This window comes from Fulvimarina fulva, from assembly GCF_039652615.1.
GTDB lineage: Bacteria > Pseudomonadota > Alphaproteobacteria > Rhizobiales > Rhizobiaceae > Fulvimarina.
Genome location: NZ_JBDJAC010000001.1, coordinates 71438 through 89373, shown reverse-complemented (window position 1 = coordinate 89373; position 17936 = coordinate 71438). Strand labels below are relative to the sequence as shown.

Here is a 17936-nt window from a genome sequence, read left to right as displayed (position 1 = left end):
ACTTTGCGAACTGTCGCGAACCCGTCATCTTCAGATGGCATGAGCCGGACTCGAATGCGCGCCTGACATCAAGTCCGGGCTAGAAGCGCACCCCTGTCTCGATCTGGAGCGCGCGTGACCGACCGGGCCGACCCTCGAAACGACGATGCCGGCGCCTATGGTGAGATCGTCTCCGCCTTCGGCAAGCTCGGCTTCACCGCCTTTGGGGGACCGATCGCCCATATCGGCTATTTTCGCGAAGAGTTCGTCACCCGGCGCAAATGGCTGACGGACGCCGCCTTTGCCGATCTTCTGGCGCTTTGCCAGTTTCTCCCCGGCCCCGCTTCGAGCCAGGTGGGCTTCGCCATCGGCCTTTCGCGGGGCGGTTTTTTGGGCGCGCTTCTTGCCTGGTGCGCGTTCACCCTCCCCTCCGCCCTCGCGCTGATGCTCTTTGCCCTCGGCGTCGGCATGGTGAGCGACGGGTTCGGCGCCGACATCATCGGCGGGCTGAAGATCACAGCGGTCGCTGTCGTTGCCCATGCGCTCCTCGGCATGGCGAAAACCCTGACGCCCGAACCTAGACGCGCCACTATCGCCGTTCTCGCAATCGCCCTTCTCGCGCTTCTGCCCGGCGCAAGCGGACAGATCGTTGCGATCCTCGCCGGCGGTATCGCCGGTGTCATCGCACTTTCCAACGACAAACAGGCAGAGGTCGGGCTGCCGCCGATCCGGCTCCCAAAAACCGTTGCCCTCACATCGCTGGGGTTCTTCGCCGCGCTTCTCAGCGCAACGCTTTTCGCTACCGGGATCGGTCCGCTCGTCGATTTTCTCGCCGGCATCTATCGCGCCGGAGCGCTTGTCTTCGGCGGGGGGCATGTGGTGCTGCCGCTTCTAAGCGCGGAAACCGTCGCGCCGGGCTATATCTCCGAAGACGCTTTCCTTGCCGGCTATGGCGCAGCACAGGCCGTGCCGGGCCCGCTCTTCACATTCGCGGCCTTTCTCGGCACTGAGGCCGGCGGTCTCCTTTGGGGCCTTCTTGCGCTTGCCGCGATCTTTCTGCCTGGCATAATGCTGCTGATCGGCGTTTTGCCGTTCTGGCACGAGATCTCCGCTTCGCCGCGGTTGCGCTCGGCGCTTTCCGGGGCAAACGCCGCCGTCGTCGGCATCCTGGCGGCAGCCCTGTACGATCCGGTCTTCACGAGCGCCATTCTGGACCTGCCGAGCTTCGCGCTCGCGGCCTTCCTCTTCGTCCTTCTCAATGTCTGGAAGACGCCGCCGATTCTGGTCGTTGCCCTTGGCGCAATCGGCGGCCCGCTCGTTCTCTAGCGATTTGCCGATTACCAGCGCCGCGTTTTCGCGAAATACCGCTCCGCCTCTGCGCCAAATGCCTTACGCAGCCCTGCTTCCTCGTCGCGGATGAAGCGCGCCGTGATCACGAACGGGAAGGCCAGCGCGATCAGCACTGAACTCAGCGCCCCGAGCCAGAGTGCGACACCAAGGAGCACGAGGGCCATGCCCGTATAGATCGGGTTGCGATTGATCCGGAAAGGCCCCTCCACGATCAGCGCGGTCGGTTTATCGCCCGGCTCGATCCCGGTCTTTTTCCGCCCGAACCAGACTGCCGCCCAGATGGCGATCACGAAGCCGGCGACGGCGAAGACAGCACCGAACGCGGCCGTTACCGGTGCGCCGAAACTGACGACCGGGAGAATGGTTGCCGCCACCCATTCGGCGGCGAAGAAGCCGGTCGCCCAGATTGGCGGAAGATCGGGAAACTTGTCGCGCATCGCCATGTGAAATCGCCCCTTGCCGCTGCCATGCCCGTTAAGGCTGACAGAGTTTCGCGTGAACACAACCGCTCCTGCCTTCGCAGATTTGCATTGGTACTGCTATATCCGCTGCGATGATCCAATTCGCGGGGGCTCGGCCGGCAGGCATGACCGAAATGCAGACCAGCGCCGTTCCAGGTGCCTTTTTCGATATCCATAGCCACGGTTTCGTGCGCGTGGCGGCCGCAACGCCGACCGTTCGCAATGCCGACCCCGCCTATAATGCAAAGGCAATTCTGGCGCAGGCGCGGGAAGCCACTGAGGCCGGCGCCGATCTCGTCGTCTATCCCGAGCTCTGCCTTTCCGGCTATGCAAACGACGACCTGCACCTTCAGACCGCACTCTTCGAAAGGACAGCGCGGGAGATCGAAGCGCTCGCCGCATCGACCCGCGATCTGGCTCCAATGCTCCTCGTCGGTGCGGTGCTGGAGCGAAACGGCAGCCTCTACAACACGGCCGTCGTTCTTCATCGCGGCGAAATTCTCGGCGTCGTCCCGAAGACCTATCTGCCGAATTACCGCGAATATTACGAAAAGCGCTGGTTCGCCTCGGGGGCCGGTACCGAGAGTATGACAATCCGCCTCGGCGGCAAGGACATTCCCTTCGGCCCGGACCTGCTGTTTGCCGCCGAGAACATGCCCGGCTTCGTCGTCCACGTGGAGATCTGCGAGGACTATTGGAGCCCGTTTCCGCCTTCGATCGACGGCGCCCTCGCCGGCGGCACGATCCTCTGCAACCTGTCCGCCTCCAACATCACGATCGGCAAAAGCCGCGACCGCGACCTTCTCTCGGCGTCGCAGTCCATGCGCTGCCTAGCGGCCTATATCTACTCGGCCGCCGGCCATGGCGAGAGCACAACAGACGTCGCCTGGGACGGCCAGAGCGGCATCTACGAGCTCGGCGACCTCATGGCGGAATCGGAGCGCTTCTCCCACGAGAACGCCCTCGTCTTGTGCGATATCGACACGGGGCGCATCCGCGAGGAGCGTCTGCGCATGCCCACATTCCGGGATGCGGCCGTGCAGCGCGGACATCCGGAACGCAGCTTCCGCACGATCGGCTTCGATCACCGTCCCGCCGGCACGGTCACCGATCTGAAACGCGCCATCCGTCGCTTCCCCTTTGTTCCGAACGATGCGGACAAGCTCGATCTCGATTGCTTTGAAGCCTTCAACATTCAGGTTGAAGGGCTGATTACCCGTTACAAGGCAACGCCCGGCGAGACGATGGTGATCGGCATTTCCGGCGGTCTCGATTCGACCCACGCCCTCATCGTCGCCGCCAAGGCCTGCGACCGGATGGGAATTTCGCGCGATAACATCCTCGGCTTCACCATGCCGGGCTTTGCGACGGGGGATTCGACGAAGTCGAACGCCTGGGCCCTCATGCGCGCCATGAGCATTGCGGCGGAAGAGATCGATATCCGGCCTGCCGCCCGCCAGCTTCTTGCCGATATGGGGCATCCCTTTTCCGAGGGTGAGCCGGTCTACGACATCACCTTCGAGAATGTGCAGGCGGGTCTGCGGACGGACTATCTCTTCCGACTTGCCAACCAGCGCGGCGGCTTCGTGATCGGCACGGGCGATCTGTCGGAGCTCGCCCTTGGCTGGTGCACCTATGGCGTCGGCGATCAGATGAGCCATTATGCAGTGAATACCGGCGTGCCCAAGACGCTGATCCAGTATCTCATCCGCTGGTGCGTCACGTCAGGCCAGTTCGATCCGGTGACCGATACCGTTCTGGACGCGATCCTCGACACAGAGATTTCCCCGGAGCTCGTTCCGCAGGATGCGCCGGGCGGGCTTCAAAGCACGGAAGAGAAGATCGGCCCTTACGAGCTCAACGACTTCTTCCTCTTTCACACGCTCCGCTACGGCCTGCCACCGTCGAAGGTCGCATTCCTCGCTCATCATGCCTGGCGATCCACCACGGACGGACGCTGGCCGATCGGCTTTCCGGAGGCAAAGAAGAACGAATACGATCTGGATACGATCGCGAACTGGCTGGAGAAGTTCCTGTTCCGCTTCTTCCAGACCTCCCAGTTCAAGCGCTCGGCCCTGCCCAACGGGCCGAAGGTCTCGGCTGGCGGGAGCCTGTCGCCGCGCGGCGACTGGCGCGCGCCTTCTGACGGACGCGCCGATCTCTGGATCGCGGAACTGCGCGAAGCCCTTGGACGTAAGGCGTAGCGCTCTTTATCGAAGAGAGGCCACGCCTTACTCGCCGATCAGCTCTTGCCATCCCATGCGGCGATCGCTTGCTTGAAGACGCGGTCGCCCGGCACGCCCTTTTCGATCGAGATCAGGGCACGGCGTCCAGTCGCGTAGGCGATCGGGATATCGATCCACTGCTGGCTTTCGAGCAATGCGAGATTGTTCTCCACCGCCTGATCGAGGTTATTGAGCGCGATGATGAAGAAGCCGTCCGAGATTTTTCCCGCAACGCCGATCAACGGCTCTCCGCGCGCCTGCTCGGTCTTCTTGAGCGCGAGCCGCTGAACGGTGGCAACATTTCCGCCCGCAAAATTTTCCGGCGTGTCGAACAGAAGCTCGATGACATGGCTCGCCGGCAGGGTCGGATCGGCATTCCGCCGGATCGTCATTGTCATGGTCAGATCTTCGTCCGGGATTTCCGCAACGGCCCGGATCGCAGGCTCAGGCGGCTGGCCCTCGATCGGCGGCTCCTCGACGAGGGACCAGACGGCATTGCCGGTCTGCTGCGTTCCAGGCTGATCACCGGTGCGTTCCTGATAGAAAACCGCCCGCTGCGCGACAGGAACCCCGGCATTCTCACCCGTATCGGCCGCCGCTGTGTCCGAATTCTCGGCATCCGCACCGTCAGCCGGCTGACCGCCGACGATCTCGGGATCACGACCAATCTCGCTCGACAGTGTCGGCGAGGTTCCATCGCTCCCCGGTTCCTCGGCGGGTGTCGCGGCTGCGACATCGGTGCCTTCGCCGAACTGGTTCGGCTGGCGTTCTGCCGGGCCTTCGTCGACCTCGGAGCCGTCGGGCAGCAGGCGCTGGGTGTAGTCCCGGGTCGTCCCCGTACCCTCTGTACCGGTGCCTGCATTGGATTGCCCGTCTGCCCCGGCTGTCTCCGTGCCATCACCGGCAGTTGCCTGATCGCCGTCGCCCTCTGCTAGACCATCTTGCGGATTGGTAGCGACGATCGGCTGATCCTCGCCGAGGATCGCGTTGGAGATGTCGTCTCCGTAGAACCAGGCGGCAGCGCCCAGCCCGCCGAGGATGACGACCAGCGAGAGAATTCCGACGAGAGCACCGCCGCGCTGGCTGTGGCGCTCCTGGGATTTCGGCACATAGGCTGGCGCGGAGACATCGGCCTCCGGAATCGAGACGGAGCCATCGTCGTCGCGATCATACGAGCCCTGCCGGTCGAGATGGAAATCGTCGTCGCCAGTGGTGCGTTCGTCCTCGTGCAGGTCGTCGTGGGAATAGTCGGCCTGCGCCGCAGCCACGCCACCCGCGGCGGGTAGCGCCGCGTCGGATCGACCGTCGCGATAGGCTCCGCCGGTTTCGCCATAGGAGCTTGAGCTTGAGTTGCCCGCATCACCATAGGGCCGAGATGCCTCGTCGTCATCTTCAGCGGACGAATCGTCGCCTGGCTCGTCGGAGACGGGTGAGGCCCCCCAAGAAGAATGAACCGCTTCCTGGTGATCGGCGTGAGGCTCTTCGGCGGCTTCCGGCTCGTAGTGTCCCCGCACCGGCTCGAGCGGAGCCTCTTCCAGACGATCCTCGACCACCTGCTCCTGCCGCTCTTCTTCGGCCGGAGACAAATTATGATCTGGCTCTGGCGCAGCGTCCGGCTCTTCGGTCGGTTCCTCGACCTGCGGTGGTTGCGCAGCCGCCGCCTCGGCGGCTGGCTCCTCAGCCGGACCGCCATTCTCGATGTCGAGATAATGCTGCTCGGTCCGATGGATGGCGTCTTCGAGAGCGTGCAGCCGGGCAGCGGCGACATCTTCGCTGAGAGGCGGATTTGCCGCCTGGATCTGGCGCTGGATCGCCGCGCGTGCCTTTTCGTAGACGCGCGAGCGCATGTCCGGCGTCGATCGCGGAAGACCGTCGATCGTCTTGCGAAGTACGCCGCTCAAGTCAGCCATGAAACGCTATTACCCAGTTCTAACAAAGCCAGAATTGATCCGCCGGAACTCTAGTCCTGAAACGGATCGCGAACAAGTATCGTGTCGTCCCGCTCCGGGGACGTCGAAAGAAGAGCGATCGGTGCCGAAACCAGCTCTTCGATATGCCGAACATACTTCACGGCCTGCGCCGGTAGATCGCTCCAGCGGCGCGCACCTGCCGTGGTTTCGCTCCAGCCCGGGAAGGTCTCGTAGATCGGCTCCAAGGCTTCCTGATCGGCTAGACTTGCCGGCAGGTAGTCGATCACTTCCCCGTTCAGCCGATAGGCCGTCACGACCTTGATCTCTTCCAGCCCATCCAGAACGTCGAGCTTCGTCAGCGCCAGCCCGGACAACCCGTTGATCGCCACAGCCTGACGCACGAGAACCGCGTCAAACCAGCCGCACCGACGCTCGCGCCCGGTCACGGTTCCGAATTCGCGGCCCCGCTCACCCAGGAACCGGCCGATCTCATTCTTCTGCTCGCTCGGAAACGGCCCCTCGCCGACACGGGTCGTATAGGCCTTGGTGATGCCGAGCACGTACCCCACCTGCCCCGGTCCCGTACCCGAGCCGGCAGCTGCTTGCCCCGCGACGGTGTTGGACGAGGTGACGAACGGATAGGTGCCGTGGTCGATATCGAGGAGCGAGCCCTGTGCGCCTTCGAATAGCACACGATCGCCCGCCCGGCGCCGATCGTCGAGCAGACGCCAGACCCGATCGATAAAGGGCGTGATCTCGCTCGCGACGCTCGTCAGCTCTTCCAGGATCGTCGCATGCTCGATTTCCGGCTCGCCGAGCCCGCGCCGCAGCGCGTTGTGGTGGGTGAGCAGCCGCTCGATCCGGCCGGGCAGCGTCTCGATATTGGCAAGATCCATGACCCGGATCGCCCGACGTCCGACCTTGTCCTCATAGGCGGGTCCGATGCCGCGCCCCGTCGTGCCGATCTTCATGCCTTTCGCTGCCGCCTGCTCGCGCGCGGCGTCCAGCTCGCGATGCACCGAGAGGATCAGCGCCGCGTTGTCGGCAATGCGCAGATTCTTCGGCGTGATCGTCACGCCCTGCCCTTCCAGCCGACGCTTCTCGGAGACGAAGGCATGGGGATCGAACACGACGCCGTTGCCGATCACCGAGAGCTTGCCCTCGCGCACGATGCCCGAAGGCAGGAGCGACAGCTTGTAGGACACCCCGTCGATGACGAGCGTGTGGCCGGCATTGTGGCCGCCCTGGAAGCGCACGACGACGTCTGCCCGTTCGGACAGCCAATCGACGATCTTGCCCTTTCCTTCGTCGCCCCACTGGGAACCGACGACGACGACATTGGCCATGGAATACTCCTGCTGATCCTCGTCACCGCCAGTCACCTCTTTCGAAGTGACATGGCGAGACCGTGATGTCTTTAAAAGCCGATCGATACGGCTTTTTGCCATCAAGCCCTATAGAGGACCGTCCTCGCAGATGCGAACGGAATGGTTGGAATTCTTCACTGTTTGACGGTGAAATTTGCGCGACAAGCCTTGTCTCCCCCTTGCGACGCGGCATCTGCGGGCTCCCCAGGCCTTTGAAACAGGCTTCGACCACCCTCGCCACCCTCGCCAGAAGCCGGCTCATGATTCGCGTTCTCGCCAGTCCTTACGTTCTGCTCGCCCTCACCATGCTGTTATGGGGCGGCAATGCGATCGCTGGGAAGCTCGCCGCGGGTCATGTCTCGCCCATGCTCCTGACGCTCATTCGCTGGACATTCGCGACCCTCTTCATGGCGCCCTTCGCGATGAAGCACCTGAAGGCCGACTGGCCGGCAATCCGTCCGCGCCTTCTCACGCTTGGCCTGCTCGGCGCCTGCGGCTTCACCATGTTCAACGCCTCGCTCTACGCGGCGCTCAATTTCACGACGGCGATCAATGTCACCATCGAGCAGTCCTCGATGCCGCTGGTCGTCTTCATTCTCAATTTCCTGATTTTTCGCTCCGGCGTGACCGGCTATCAGGTCGCGGGCTTCCTGCTCACCTTCACCGGCGTCCTCCTTACCGCTTCCCACGGCGATCCGTCTCGCCTGCTGACACTCTCGCTCAATCTCGGCGACGGCATCATGCTGATCGGCGTCTTCGTCTATGGCGCCTATACGGTGGCGCTCCGGGTCAAGCCGAAGCTTTCCTGGCAGTCGACGATCTTCTGCCTATCGCTCGCGGCCTTCCTCGCCTCAATCCCCTTCGCGCTCGGCGAATACGCCCTCGGATACTCCAACGTGCCGGACATGCAGGGTGCGGCTGCCGCGCTCTACACGGCGATTTTCCCGTCCCTGATCGCGCAATCCCTCTATATCCGGGGCGTCGAAGCCATCGGCCCCAATCGCGCAAACCTCTTCGTCAATTTGGTCCCGATCTTCGGCGCGATCCTCGCCGTTCTGATCCTCGGCGAAGTGCTGCACGGCTACCACCTCGCGGCGCTGGCTTTCGTGATCGGGGGCATTCTGCTGGCGGAGCAGAAAGGCAGTATGAGGAAGCGATGATGGGGGACAAAACGCGCCTGTTAGCGAAACTTAAATGATCATTGCCTAGATGCGTTTTGCGGACGCAAGGGGAACACCACTGCGATGAGCTTCACTTCGAACATCTCCCGTCGCTTCGACTGGGTTATTGTCCTGTTTTCGCTCATTTTTATCCTTTTATGCGACCTCGTATTCTCGCATTCCGCCAACTCGAAGTTCGATACGATCGAGAAGTCTGGGCTGATCGCCTTGAGTGTGTCGCTTCTCATACTCCTCTTCGTGACGCGAAACCTTGTCGGGCAGCTGAACAACCAGATCCAGGCGTCGATCCGCGAACAGTCCAAGTCGTTTCAATTCGATGCAATGACCGGAGCCCTGACGCGAAATGCGTTCATCGAGAGCTGCGATACGGCGTTAAAGACCGCACAAAACAATCTTGGATTCCTTCTTCATTTCGACCTCGACAATCTCAAGGTCATCAACGACACGCATGGTCACGATGCCGGCGACTTCGCGCTCAAACAGCTGATGAACGCGGCCCGCGCCGTTGATTCCCAGGCAATTCTGGGACGTCTTGGTGGCGATGAATTCGCAATGCTTGTGATGGATCGCCCTTCAAGTGAAGCGAAATGGGTTGCGGAGGAGATCAGGAAGCACCTCGATCATCCCGCGCGCATCCAAGGCGTCACGCTGGAACTGTCGACATCGATCGGGATCACCCTGGTGGGCGACAATACAGCGAAGACCGATGAACTTTTGCACCAAACCGACCTTGCGCTTTACGCAAGCAAGAAAGCCGGGCGGGCAAGAGCCAGCTTCTTCGATCCTTCGATGCTCAGCGAAACCAGGAGGGTGAGACTCGTCGAGCGAGAGCTCCGCGCCGCTATCCTTCTCGATGAACTCATGCTCGAATATCAACCGATCTTCGACCGCGATGAAAACATGATCGGCTGCGAAGCCCTGGTCCGCTGGCAACATTCTGTTCGGGGGCGCATCATGCCGTCCGAATTCATCGAGATCGCAGAACAATCCCGCTTGATCGACAAGCTCGGCGAGTGGGTTCTTCGCCGAGCGTGCACCGATCTTTCGGACTTCGCGGATCTCAGGATTGGCGTGAACATCTCTCCTGGCCAAATCAAGCGGGACGAGCTCGTGCCGATGGTGAAAGCAATCCTGAAGGAAACCGGCGTTGAACCGCACCGGCTGGTGCTCGAAATCACCGAAAGCATGGGCCTTGACCAGATCGTCGAAGCGCGCTCCCGAATCGAGCGTCTTCAAGCAATTGGAGTGAAAATATCACTTGACGATTTCGGCGCCGGCCACAGCGGCTTTTCCTACCTGCAGTCATATCCGGCCAACTCGATCAAAATTGATCGCTCGTTTATTTCGAAGCTCGGGGAAAGCCATGCGAGCGACGTCCTTGTAACAGCGCTCGTCAATGTTGCGCATGCCTGCCAGATAAGCGTCGTTGCGGAGGGCATTGAGACCGCCGAGCAACTCGATCTCGCGAAGAAGGCCGGCGCGAACCTGTTCCAGGGATATTTCTTGGCGCGCCCGGTCACTCTCAAAGCTTTGACCCGCCTCGCAGCCGAGCGCAGGACCCAGCACGGAAGCCAGAAAGACAAGATATCGCTGCCCGACGTCGCGTGACGCAAAGCGCTTAACTGTCAACGAACTGCCGAGTCGGCTGATCTGACCGGTCTCGCTCTCATATCCAGCGACCTCGTGCGAAGCATTCGCCGCCAGAAAGAGTTCAGACCATTCTGGCGATACTTGTTTTATTGCCAATCCACCTGCTCCGACGGTGACAAATGCGTGCTCAGCCGGCGAAGGTCGCAGAAGCTGATCGAACCGACCTAGATATTCAGGTGAAAAGGCGATCGCATCCCGCCCTTTGACCCGCCGGAGAATTGGATTGACCGGCGGGCCAATTCTCGTCTGACGAATGGCTCGTGAGCGTTTTATCGGCCCGATGCGTCACTATATTGGGCCGCTGGTGTTGGGCGCTGCTCAGGCTCGCGACGGCCCCATGAAACCGTTGGAGTTCAAACCTACAGCAGATATGAAATCCGGGGCGTCAAGGCCATCGTGGCCAAGTGCGCGAACCTCTTCGTCAATTTCGTCCCGATCTTCGGCGCGATCCTCGCCGTCCTGATCCTCGGCGAAGTGCTGCGTGGCCACCACATCGCAGTGCTGTCTTTCGTTATCGAGGTAATCCTGCTGGAGGAGCAAGGAATGGACCGGATATTGCGGTCTTAAACGGCTCGGAATGAGGCCGGATCATTCTTGCGAAAATAGAAGCGCAGCAAGCAGACATGAAAAACGCCGGTCCGCACCTCACGGGCGGACCGGCGTCGTCTTCGAAAATTCGAGGATTGAAGCGTGGCTCAGAATTCTTCCCAGTCGTCCTCGGCGGGCTTCATCATCGTGTTGCCGACCTGAATTGGCGCGCTGCGCTTGGGGGCCGGCGCAGGCTTCGGCTTGGCCGCGACCAATGCGGGAGCCGGGGCCGGCTTGTGGGCGACCGGCTCGGGAGCCGCAGGTCGCGCCTTGGCGGCCGGACGCTTGGAAAGGGCGAACTTCGCGATCAACAATCCGAGATGCTTCGCCTCTTCTGCCAGCTGATAGGTCGCGGCCGTGGTTTCTTCCACCATCGCGGCATTCTGCTGTGTTGTCTGATCCATATCCGTCACGGTCGTGTTCACTTCGCCAAGTCCGGTCGACTGGCCCGACGCCGCCTCGGAAATCGCCGAGATCGACGCGTTGATCTCGGCGATCAGCCCCGCGATTTCGGTGAGAGACGAGCCCGCCTTGTCGACGAGCTGCACGCCGTGGCCGACCCTCTCGCCTGAATCGTTGATGAGCTTCTTGATTTCATGGGCCGAGTCGGCCGAGCGCTGGGCAAGCGCGCGCACTTCCTGGGCGACCACCGCAAAGCCGCGGCCCGCCTCCCCGGCCCGCGCCGCCTCGACGCCCGCATTGAGCGCAAGAAGGTTGGTCTGGAAAGCGATCTCGTCGATCACGGTGATAATCTGCGACATCTGCCTTGAGGATGCATCGATGCCCGACATGGCCTGACGCGCTTCCTCGACGACGGAGACAGAATCGTCGGCTCTACGCTTCGCGGCGTTCGCCGTCTCGCGCGCCGTGCGCGCCTGCTTCGACGTGTCGTTCACGCCCTCGCTGATCTCGCCGATGGCAGAGGCTGTTTCCTGAAGGCTCGCGGCCTGGCGTTCGGTCCGCAGTGAGAGGTCGTCGGAAGCGGCCCGGATTTCCGAAACGCCGGTCTCGATCGAGCCAGACACATCGGCGATCGAGCCGATCGCCGATTCAATGGCCTCGAGAGCGCGGTTGAAATCGCTGCGAAGCTTTTCGTAGGCTGGCGGGAATGCCGTTTCGATGCGCGCGGTGAGATCGCCCTCGGCAAGCCTGTTGAGGCCCGCGCCGATATCCCGGACGACCTTCGCCTGCTGAGACATGGTCTCTTCCTGGCGTTTATCGGCATTATCCCGCTCGGCGCTCACCGTCTGTTCGGTCTGCCGGGCCTGCTGTTCGACGCGCTCTTTTTCAATTGCGCCTTTTCTCAGGCCGTCGATGGTGCGCGCAAGCGCACCGATCTCGTCGGCGCGTCTGGTGCCGGGAATTGCAGTTTCCAATTGGCCAGTGCCAAGGCGCTCGGTTGCAACTTTCAGATAGTTGAGAGGAGCGAAGATCTTGCGCGATGCCAAAACACAGCCGATCGAGAGCAGCACAACAAGGACGAGCGAAACGAGGAAAATGCTCATCTCCAGACGATGGACGGTTGCGAAGAACTCGTCTGCTTTCACGCCGACATAGAGAACGCCGATTGTTTCCCCACTGGCATTCTTGATGGGGTCGTAGGCCGTATAGAACGATGTTCCCAGAATGTCGGCCTCCCCGCGATAGGGTTCGCCGCGCTCGAGAACCGCATCGTAGACCGGGCCTTTCGCCAGCTTCGTACCCACCGCGCGGGTGCCGTCGTCCTTCATCACATTGGTGGTGACGCGCGTGTCGCCCATGAAGATCGTCGCAGTCCCGCCCACAAGGTCCTTCACCGTATCGACCATCGCGGTATTGTCGTTGAGAACGGTTCCGTCGGCGTACATCTTGCCGTTCCGCAAGGTGTAATTCGTGCCAATATTGCCAAGCACATTCCACGCGACCCGCATGTTTGTTTCCTGGCGCGCGATCGCCTGGTCTTCGGCGCTTTGGTCCAATGTCACGACGGTCGTGCCGAGGACTGCTGCCATGAGCATCAGCAGACTGATGACGACCATGCCGGCCGTTTTCGCAGACAACGACAGTTTAGATAGCATCGGGGACCCTCTTAATCTCGGTCGAGATCGAATAACGACCGTTATCATGTGCCGGGTCTCGGTAAGGAAGCCGTTAATGGCCGGATATTAAAATCGAAAGGCCGCACTGACCCGAGCCGAATGCAACGGATTTCACCCTCTTTCTATCGCTTCGTGCTGGCTTAAAGCTTGATCTTTCCACCCGGAGGACGTGGAAGAGTTCTCAATATCTCGGTTCACAGAATTGCCCCTTCTCCGTTTTATTGACGAAGCGACTGGCGAAATCAGAGAAACCCGAACTAGAATGCTGTTGCGAGGAAAGAATTCGATTTCGTCATTTCACCCCAAACCTGCGGCAATTGAAATGGAACACCAAGCACATCTAGCGGTCTGTCACTCATTTTGAAAATTCAGACAGGTCAATAACGCATATTTTTATAGGTCAAAGAATCTATATATCGTAACGCTTCGCGCACATGTAATGATTTGATAGCTGTCAGGCATTAATTTCACATCACAAAAATATTAATAACGGTTCAAACGCTACGCTCTTAAACAGCGCCGTAAACCGAGATCGATCTTGGTGACGCATCTGGGCGTTACGATTTGCGTAACTTTACCGGCATAGTCTCGATCTCAAGTTTGAACCCGCTTTTGTCACATCGGAACGCAGGCCCCAATCCCTTGCTATCGCAAAGGGTTGTCCAAAAAGCGGGGCCCGCTTACCGGCCCCCTCGCCGCGAGGAGACTGATGCGCGAACCGGAATTGCTGCTCGGCATGGTGAACAGTCTTGGCGTCTTTGCCCTGGTGACCCTCGCCTATGCCTACATCCTGCGAGGCACGGATAAAGGCGCCGTGAGAAGCATCCTGATCGGCATCATGTTCGGAACCGGCGGATGCCTCGCGATAGCCAACACCACAGAATTCGTTCCCGGTCTTTTCATCGATCCCCGCGCGGTCATGCTGGTTCTTGCCGCGCCCTTCGGCGGAACCCTGTCAGCCGTGATTGCCGCCGCGATGACGGTCGCCTTGCGACTTTACGATGGCGGCGTTGGCGCGCCAGCGGGTGTGGCCAACATCGTTTCGACCGCGATACTGGGCATCGCGTTCACAAAATTGGCAATCGGCAAAACCCTGCCGATCTCGTTTGCGAAACTGCTGATTCTCGGCTTTTTGAGCAATATCCCGCTGCTCTTCATCCTGATCGTGCCCGTTCCAAACGCCGCTCAGATGTTTCTTTCGGCAATCGGGCCGTTGACCGTCGCCGATACACTCGGCGTTCTCATTCTCGGCAAGGTGCTCAACGACGCGTGCAAGACACATTCCTCGCGCCAGCGCCTTGCGGTCGAGGCGCACACCGATCCGCTGACCAAGCTGCCGAACCGACGCGATTTCGAACGCCGAATCGGACCCGTTTTCGAACGCGCTCGCCGAGACGGCACACCGGTCTCGCTGCTCGTCATCGATGTCGATCATTTCAAGACGATCAACGACACGCTGGGACATGAGGCAGGCGATGTCGTTCTCGTCTGGATCGCGGATATCATTCGCCAACACATGCGGCGCAGCGATCTGATTACTCGCTATGGCGGCGAGGAGATCGTCGTTGCGATGCCAGGCGCCGATGCCGCAGGGGCGGCCAGCACCGCCGAACGCATTCGCGGCGTCGTGGAAGAGAAGGGCCCGCTCGACCCTGATACCGGCCATCGCGTAACGATCAGTATTGGCGTTGCGACAGAGATCGAGAACTTTGCCGATCTCTTCAATGCCGCGGACAAGGCGCTTTATGCCGCCAAGCGCCAGGGCCGAAATCGGGTTGTCATCGGGGCCGGACCAGAACGCGTGGCGGCATAGGTTCAGCGGAGCTTAAAAACCATCAGTTTCATGGGGCGACGGCAGCCCAGTCGTTCATCCCGCTGCATCAAGCGTTGGAGCCCAAAATAGGTCCGGCTTTCGAAGAACATGAGACCCGATGTCGAAATCGGATCTCATGCTATAGGAATGGTCTTTTCGCCTACGAAATATTCGGGAACCGCAAGGCGACCGCCCGGTGGATTTCCTTGTGGTCGCGCACCTGATCCAGCACACCCTCCGGCACCGCCGAGTCGACGTAGAGCAGCGCGATCGCGTCACCGCCGGGCCGGTTACGGCCAAGCTGGAAGTTCGCGATATTGACACCCGCATCTCCGAACACCGAACCAAGAAGGCCAATGATACCCGGCGCATCGTTGTTGGTCGTGTAGACCATGTGCTCGCCGATCTCCGCGTCGATATTGATGCCCTTGATCTGGATGAAGCGTGGCTTGCCGTCCGAAAATACAGTGCCGGCCACTGAGCGGGTCTGCTTTTCCGTAACGATCGTCAGCTTGATGAAGCTGTCGAACACACCGGACTTGTCGCGCTTCGACTCGGTGATCTGAATACCGCGTTCGCGCGCCATGATCGGCGCGGACACCATGTTCACATCGGCAACCTGGCTCTTCATCAGGCCGGCGAGCGTCGCCGAGGTGAGAGCCTTCGTGTTCATGTCCGACACGAGCCCGTCATAGACGATCTCGACGGAGCGGATCGCTTCTTCCGTCACCTGACCGACGAACGCACCGAGGCATTCGGCGAGCTTCACGAAGGGCGTCAGAATCGGCGCTTCTTCGGCGGTGATCGACGGCATGTTGATTGCGTTCGTCACAGCGCCGCGCGTCAGGTAATCCGACATCTGTTCGGCGACCTGAAGCGCGACATTCTCCTGCGCTTCCGTCGTCGAGGCGCCGAGATGCGGCGTGCAGACGACATTGTCGAGACCGAAGAGCGGCGAGTCCGTGGCCGGCTCGGTCTCGAAGACGTCGACACCGGCGCCCGCCACTTTGCCGGACTTGATAGCTTCCGCCAGATCCGCCTCGACGATCAGGCCCCCGCGCGCGCAGTTCACGATCCGCACGCCATTGCGCATCTTGTTCAAGGCTTCGGCATTGATCATGCCGCGCGTCTTGTCCGTCATCGGAGTATGGAGGGTGATGAAGTCGGCGCGCTTGTAAAGATCTTCGAGCTCGACCTTCTCGATGCCGAGCTGGTTTGCCCGCTCCTGCGAGAGATAGGGATCGAAGGCGATGACCCGCATGCGAAGGCCAACGCCGCGGCTCGCAACGATCGCGCCGATATTGCCGCAGCCGATCACGCCCAGCGTCTTGCCGGTCAGCTCGACACCCATGAAGCGGCTCTTTTCCCATTTGCCGGCCTGGGTGGAGGCGTCGGCCGCTGGCAGCTGGCGCGCCACCGCGAACATCATCGCAATCGCATGTTCCGCCGTCGTGATCGAATTGCCGAAGGGCGTGTTCATCACGATGATGCCCTTCTTGGAGGCCGCGGGAATGTCGACATTGTCGACGCCTATCCCGGCCCGGCCGACGACCTTCAGGTTCGTCGCAGCTTCGATGATCTTCTCGGTGACCTTGGTGGCCGAGCGAATCGCGAGGCCGTCATACTGGCCGATCACTTCGAGCAGCTTTTCCTTGTCCTTGCCGAGGTTCGGCTGGAAGTCGACCTCCACGCCGCGATCGCGGAAAATCTGGACGGCGGTTTCGGAAAGCTTGTCGGATACGAGAACGCGTGGTGCCATGGGAGATGTCCTAGGGATGGGCGCTGCCGATGAAGGGCGCGCGGGATTGTCTGAAATCGTGCAGAGCGTCGCCCCGGCCTCGCGGACCGGGATTGCATCCAAACCTCGCCTGAAGCGCGTCAAAACCGATGGGAAGACCGAGCTTGAGGCGAGCGGAGAGGAATGGACCCCGGCTCGGAGGCCGGGGTGACGAAAGATCCGGGGTCAGAAGCCTCATCATGAGGTTCGAGCTTGGGGATCAAGGCCGAGGATGACGGCGCAGCGGCCCTCAGGCCGCCTTCTTCAACGAGGCCTTCTGGCTCTCGAAGGCCCAGCCGATCCATGGCATGAGCGCCACGATATCGGCAGTTTCCACAGTCGCGCCGCACCAGATACGCAATCCGGGAGGGGCATCGCGATACGCGCCGATATCGAGGGCGACACCCTCATCGTCGAGCAGCGTCACGACGCCCTTGGCGAACGCCGCCTGCTCGTCGTCGGTCAGTGCCATCACGTCGGGATCGGTGAAGGAGAGGCAGACGGAGGTGTTCGAGCGGATGGCCTTGTCAGCCGCGAGGAAGCCGAGGAAGCCGTTCGCCTCCACATAGGTCTCGATCGCCTGAAGATTGGCGTCGGCCCGGGCCTTCAACGCATCGAGCCCGCCGATGCTTTTGCCCCATTGCAGGGCATCGAGATAATCCTCGACGCACAGCATGGAGGGCGTATTGATCGTCTCGCCCTTGAAGATGCCCTCGATCAGCTTGCCGCCCTTGGTCATGCGGAAGATCTTCGGGAGCGGCCAAGACGGCGTGTAGCTTTCGAGACGCTCGACGGCGCGCGGGGAGAGAATGAGAATGCCGTGGGCCGCCTCTCCGCCCATGACCTTCTGCCAGGAGAAGGTGACGACATCGAGCTTGTCCCAGGGCAGATCCTGCGCGAAGGCCGCGGAGGTCGCGTCGCAGATGGTCAGGCCGGCGCGATTCGACGGGATCGCGTCACCGTTCGGCATCTTCACGCCCGACGTGGTGCCGTTCCAGGTAAATACGACATCCCGGTCGAAATCGACCTTCGAAAAATCGACGATCTCGCCATAGGGGGCTTCGAACTTGCGGACGTCCTCAAGCTTCAGCTGCTTGACGGCGTCGGTCACCCAGCCGGAGCCAAAGCTTTCCCATGCAACGACATCCGTGCCGCGCGCACCGAGCAGCGACCACATCGCCATCTCGACAGCACCCGTATCGGAGGCCGGCACGATGCCGATACGATAATCGGCCGGAATATTCAGAAGTTCGCGGGTTTCGTCGATCGCTCTCGCCAGCTTGGACTTGCCAATCTTGGCGCGGTGGGACCGGCCGAGCGCCGCATCCTGAAGAGCTTCGAGGCTCCAGCCGGGGCGCTTTGCGCACGGGCCGGACGAAAAACGTGGATTGGCCGGACGCGTGTCCGGCTTGGCATGAAGTGTCATAGCGTTGGCTACCCTTTCAGATAGGCGCGCCTCGTTGGGGAGGCGTGTCCCACTGTGGGCGATATGACCTTTCTACGAGATGGTCAAGCTGTCTTTCTCCGAAGAAGGAATATCGCCGCTTGAAAGGCCGC

The 17936-nt window shown here is 61.1% G+C and carries 12 protein-coding genes; 6 read left to right on the top strand and 6 right to left on the bottom strand.

Going from position 1 to position 17936, the window contains the following annotated elements:
* Positions 1–114: 114 nt before the first annotated feature.
* Positions 115–1305 (top strand): chromate efflux transporter, encoded by a 1191-nt coding sequence (gene chrA / locus ABDX79_RS00365; protein ID WP_346218278.1) that lies wholly within the window; start codon positions 115–117, stop codon positions 1303–1305.
* An 11-nt stretch (positions 1306–1316) separates the two neighbouring features.
* Here chrA and ABDX79_RS00360 read toward each other — a convergent pair whose 3' ends face one another.
* Positions 1317–1772 carry a methyltransferase family protein gene (locus tag ABDX79_RS00360; RefSeq protein ID WP_346218277.1) on the bottom strand — a complete coding sequence of 152 codons (456 nt, stop codon included), beginning with the start codon at positions 1770–1772 and terminating at the stop codon, positions 1317–1319.
* A 143-nt stretch (positions 1773–1915) separates the two neighbouring features.
* On the opposite strand from ABDX79_RS00360, the gene ABDX79_RS00355 reads away from it, so the two are divergent.
* Positions 1916–3994, top strand: coding sequence for an NAD(+) synthase (locus tag ABDX79_RS00355; protein WP_346218276.1), 2079 nt, complete (start codon positions 1916–1918; stop codon positions 3992–3994).
* A gap of 38 nt (positions 3995–4032) precedes the next feature.
* Here the strand turns inward: ABDX79_RS00355 and ABDX79_RS00350 are convergent, their stop codons facing one another.
* Together ABDX79_RS00350 and ABDX79_RS00345 are read right to left on the bottom strand one after the other, a co-directional pair.
* On the bottom strand, positions 4033–5925 hold the full coding sequence (locus tag ABDX79_RS00350; protein ID WP_346218275.1) for a hypothetical protein: 1893 nt from the start codon (positions 5923–5925) through the stop codon (positions 4033–4035).
* A gap of 50 nt (positions 5926–5975) precedes the next feature.
* Entirely contained in the window at positions 5976–7271 is a 1296-nt protein-coding gene (locus tag ABDX79_RS00345) for an adenylosuccinate synthase (protein WP_346218274.1), read from the bottom strand.
* Positions 7272–7552: 281 nt separating this feature from the next.
* Between ABDX79_RS00345 and ABDX79_RS00340 the strand changes: the two genes are divergently transcribed.
* The 3 genes from ABDX79_RS00340 to ABDX79_RS00330 all read left to right on the top strand — a co-directional run bounded on the left by ABDX79_RS00340 (position 7553) and on the right by ABDX79_RS00330 (position 10690).
* Positions 7553–8452: a DMT family transporter gene (locus ABDX79_RS00340; RefSeq protein WP_346218273.1), complete on the top strand. Its 900-nt coding sequence runs from the start codon at positions 7553–7555 to the stop codon at positions 8450–8452.
* An 84-nt stretch (positions 8453–8536) separates the two neighbouring features.
* A complete protein-coding gene (locus ABDX79_RS00335; protein WP_346218272.1) occupies positions 8537–10081 on the top strand; it encodes a putative bifunctional diguanylate cyclase/phosphodiesterase in 1545 nt (514 codons plus the stop codon).
* Between the two features lie 438 nt (positions 10082–10519).
* Positions 10520–10690 carry a hypothetical protein gene (locus ABDX79_RS00330; protein WP_346218271.1) on the top strand — a complete coding sequence of 57 codons (171 nt, stop codon included), beginning with the start codon at positions 10520–10522 and terminating at the stop codon, positions 10688–10690.
* Between the two features lie 128 nt (positions 10691–10818).
* On the opposite strand, the gene ABDX79_RS00325 is transcribed toward ABDX79_RS00330, so the two are convergent.
* Positions 10819–12729, bottom strand: a complete 1911-nt coding sequence (locus tag ABDX79_RS00325; RefSeq protein ID WP_346218270.1) for a methyl-accepting chemotaxis protein — start codon at positions 12727–12729, stop codon at positions 10819–10821.
* Between the two features lie 769 nt (positions 12730–13498).
* On the opposite strand from ABDX79_RS00325, the gene ABDX79_RS00320 reads away from it, so the two are divergent.
* Positions 13499–14602 (top strand): GGDEF domain-containing protein, encoded by a 1104-nt coding sequence (locus ABDX79_RS00320; protein WP_346218269.1) that lies wholly within the window; start codon positions 13499–13501, stop codon positions 14600–14602.
* Between the two features lie 160 nt (positions 14603–14762).
* Here ABDX79_RS00320 and serA read toward each other — a convergent pair whose 3' ends face one another.
* Positions 14763–16361 (bottom strand): phosphoglycerate dehydrogenase, encoded by a 1599-nt coding sequence (gene serA / locus ABDX79_RS00315; protein ID WP_346218268.1) that lies wholly within the window; start codon positions 16359–16361, stop codon positions 14763–14765.
* Between the two features lie 268 nt (positions 16362–16629).
* On the bottom strand, positions 16630–17805 hold the full coding sequence (locus ABDX79_RS00310; RefSeq protein ID WP_346218267.1) for a phosphoserine transaminase: 1176 nt from the start codon (positions 17803–17805) through the stop codon (positions 16630–16632).
* Positions 17806–17936: the final 131 nt, after the last annotated feature.

What these genes read in the sequence shown, in the direction of transcription:
- ABDX79_RS00335 (WP_346218272.1), top strand. Translation starts at nt 8,537, where the DNA reads ATGAGCTTCACTTCGAACATCTCCCGTCGCTTCGACTGGGTTATTGTC.
- ABDX79_RS00340 (WP_346218273.1), top strand. Translation starts at nt 7,553, where the DNA reads ATGATTCGCGTTCTCGCCAGTCCTTACGTTCTGCTCGCCCTCACCATG.
- ABDX79_RS00360 (WP_346218277.1), bottom strand. Translation starts at nt 1,772, where the DNA reads ATGGCGATGCGCGACAAGTTTCCCGATCTTCCGCCAATCTGGGCGACC.
- ABDX79_RS00345 (WP_346218274.1), bottom strand. Translation starts at nt 7,271, where the DNA reads ATGGCCAATGTCGTCGTCGTCGGTTCCCAGTGGGGCGACGAAGGAAAG.
- ABDX79_RS00310 (WP_346218267.1), bottom strand. Translation starts at nt 17,805, where the DNA reads ATGACACTTCATGCCAAGCCGGACACGCGTCCGGCCAATCCACGTTTT.
- ABDX79_RS00325 (WP_346218270.1), bottom strand. Translation starts at nt 12,729, where the DNA reads ATGGTCGTCATCAGTCTGCTGATGCTCATGGCAGCAGTCCTCGGCACG.
- serA (WP_346218268.1), bottom strand. Translation starts at nt 16,361, where the DNA reads ATGGCACCACGCGTTCTCGTATCCGACAAGCTTTCCGAAACCGCCGTC.
- ABDX79_RS00320 (WP_346218269.1), top strand. Translation starts at nt 13,499, where the DNA reads ATGCGCGAACCGGAATTGCTGCTCGGCATGGTGAACAGTCTTGGCGTC.
- ABDX79_RS00350 (WP_346218275.1), bottom strand. Translation starts at nt 5,925, where the DNA reads ATGGCTGACTTGAGCGGCGTACTTCGCAAGACGATCGACGGTCTTCCG.
- ABDX79_RS00355 (WP_346218276.1), top strand. Translation starts at nt 1,916, where the DNA reads ATGACCGAAATGCAGACCAGCGCCGTTCCAGGTGCCTTTTTCGATATC.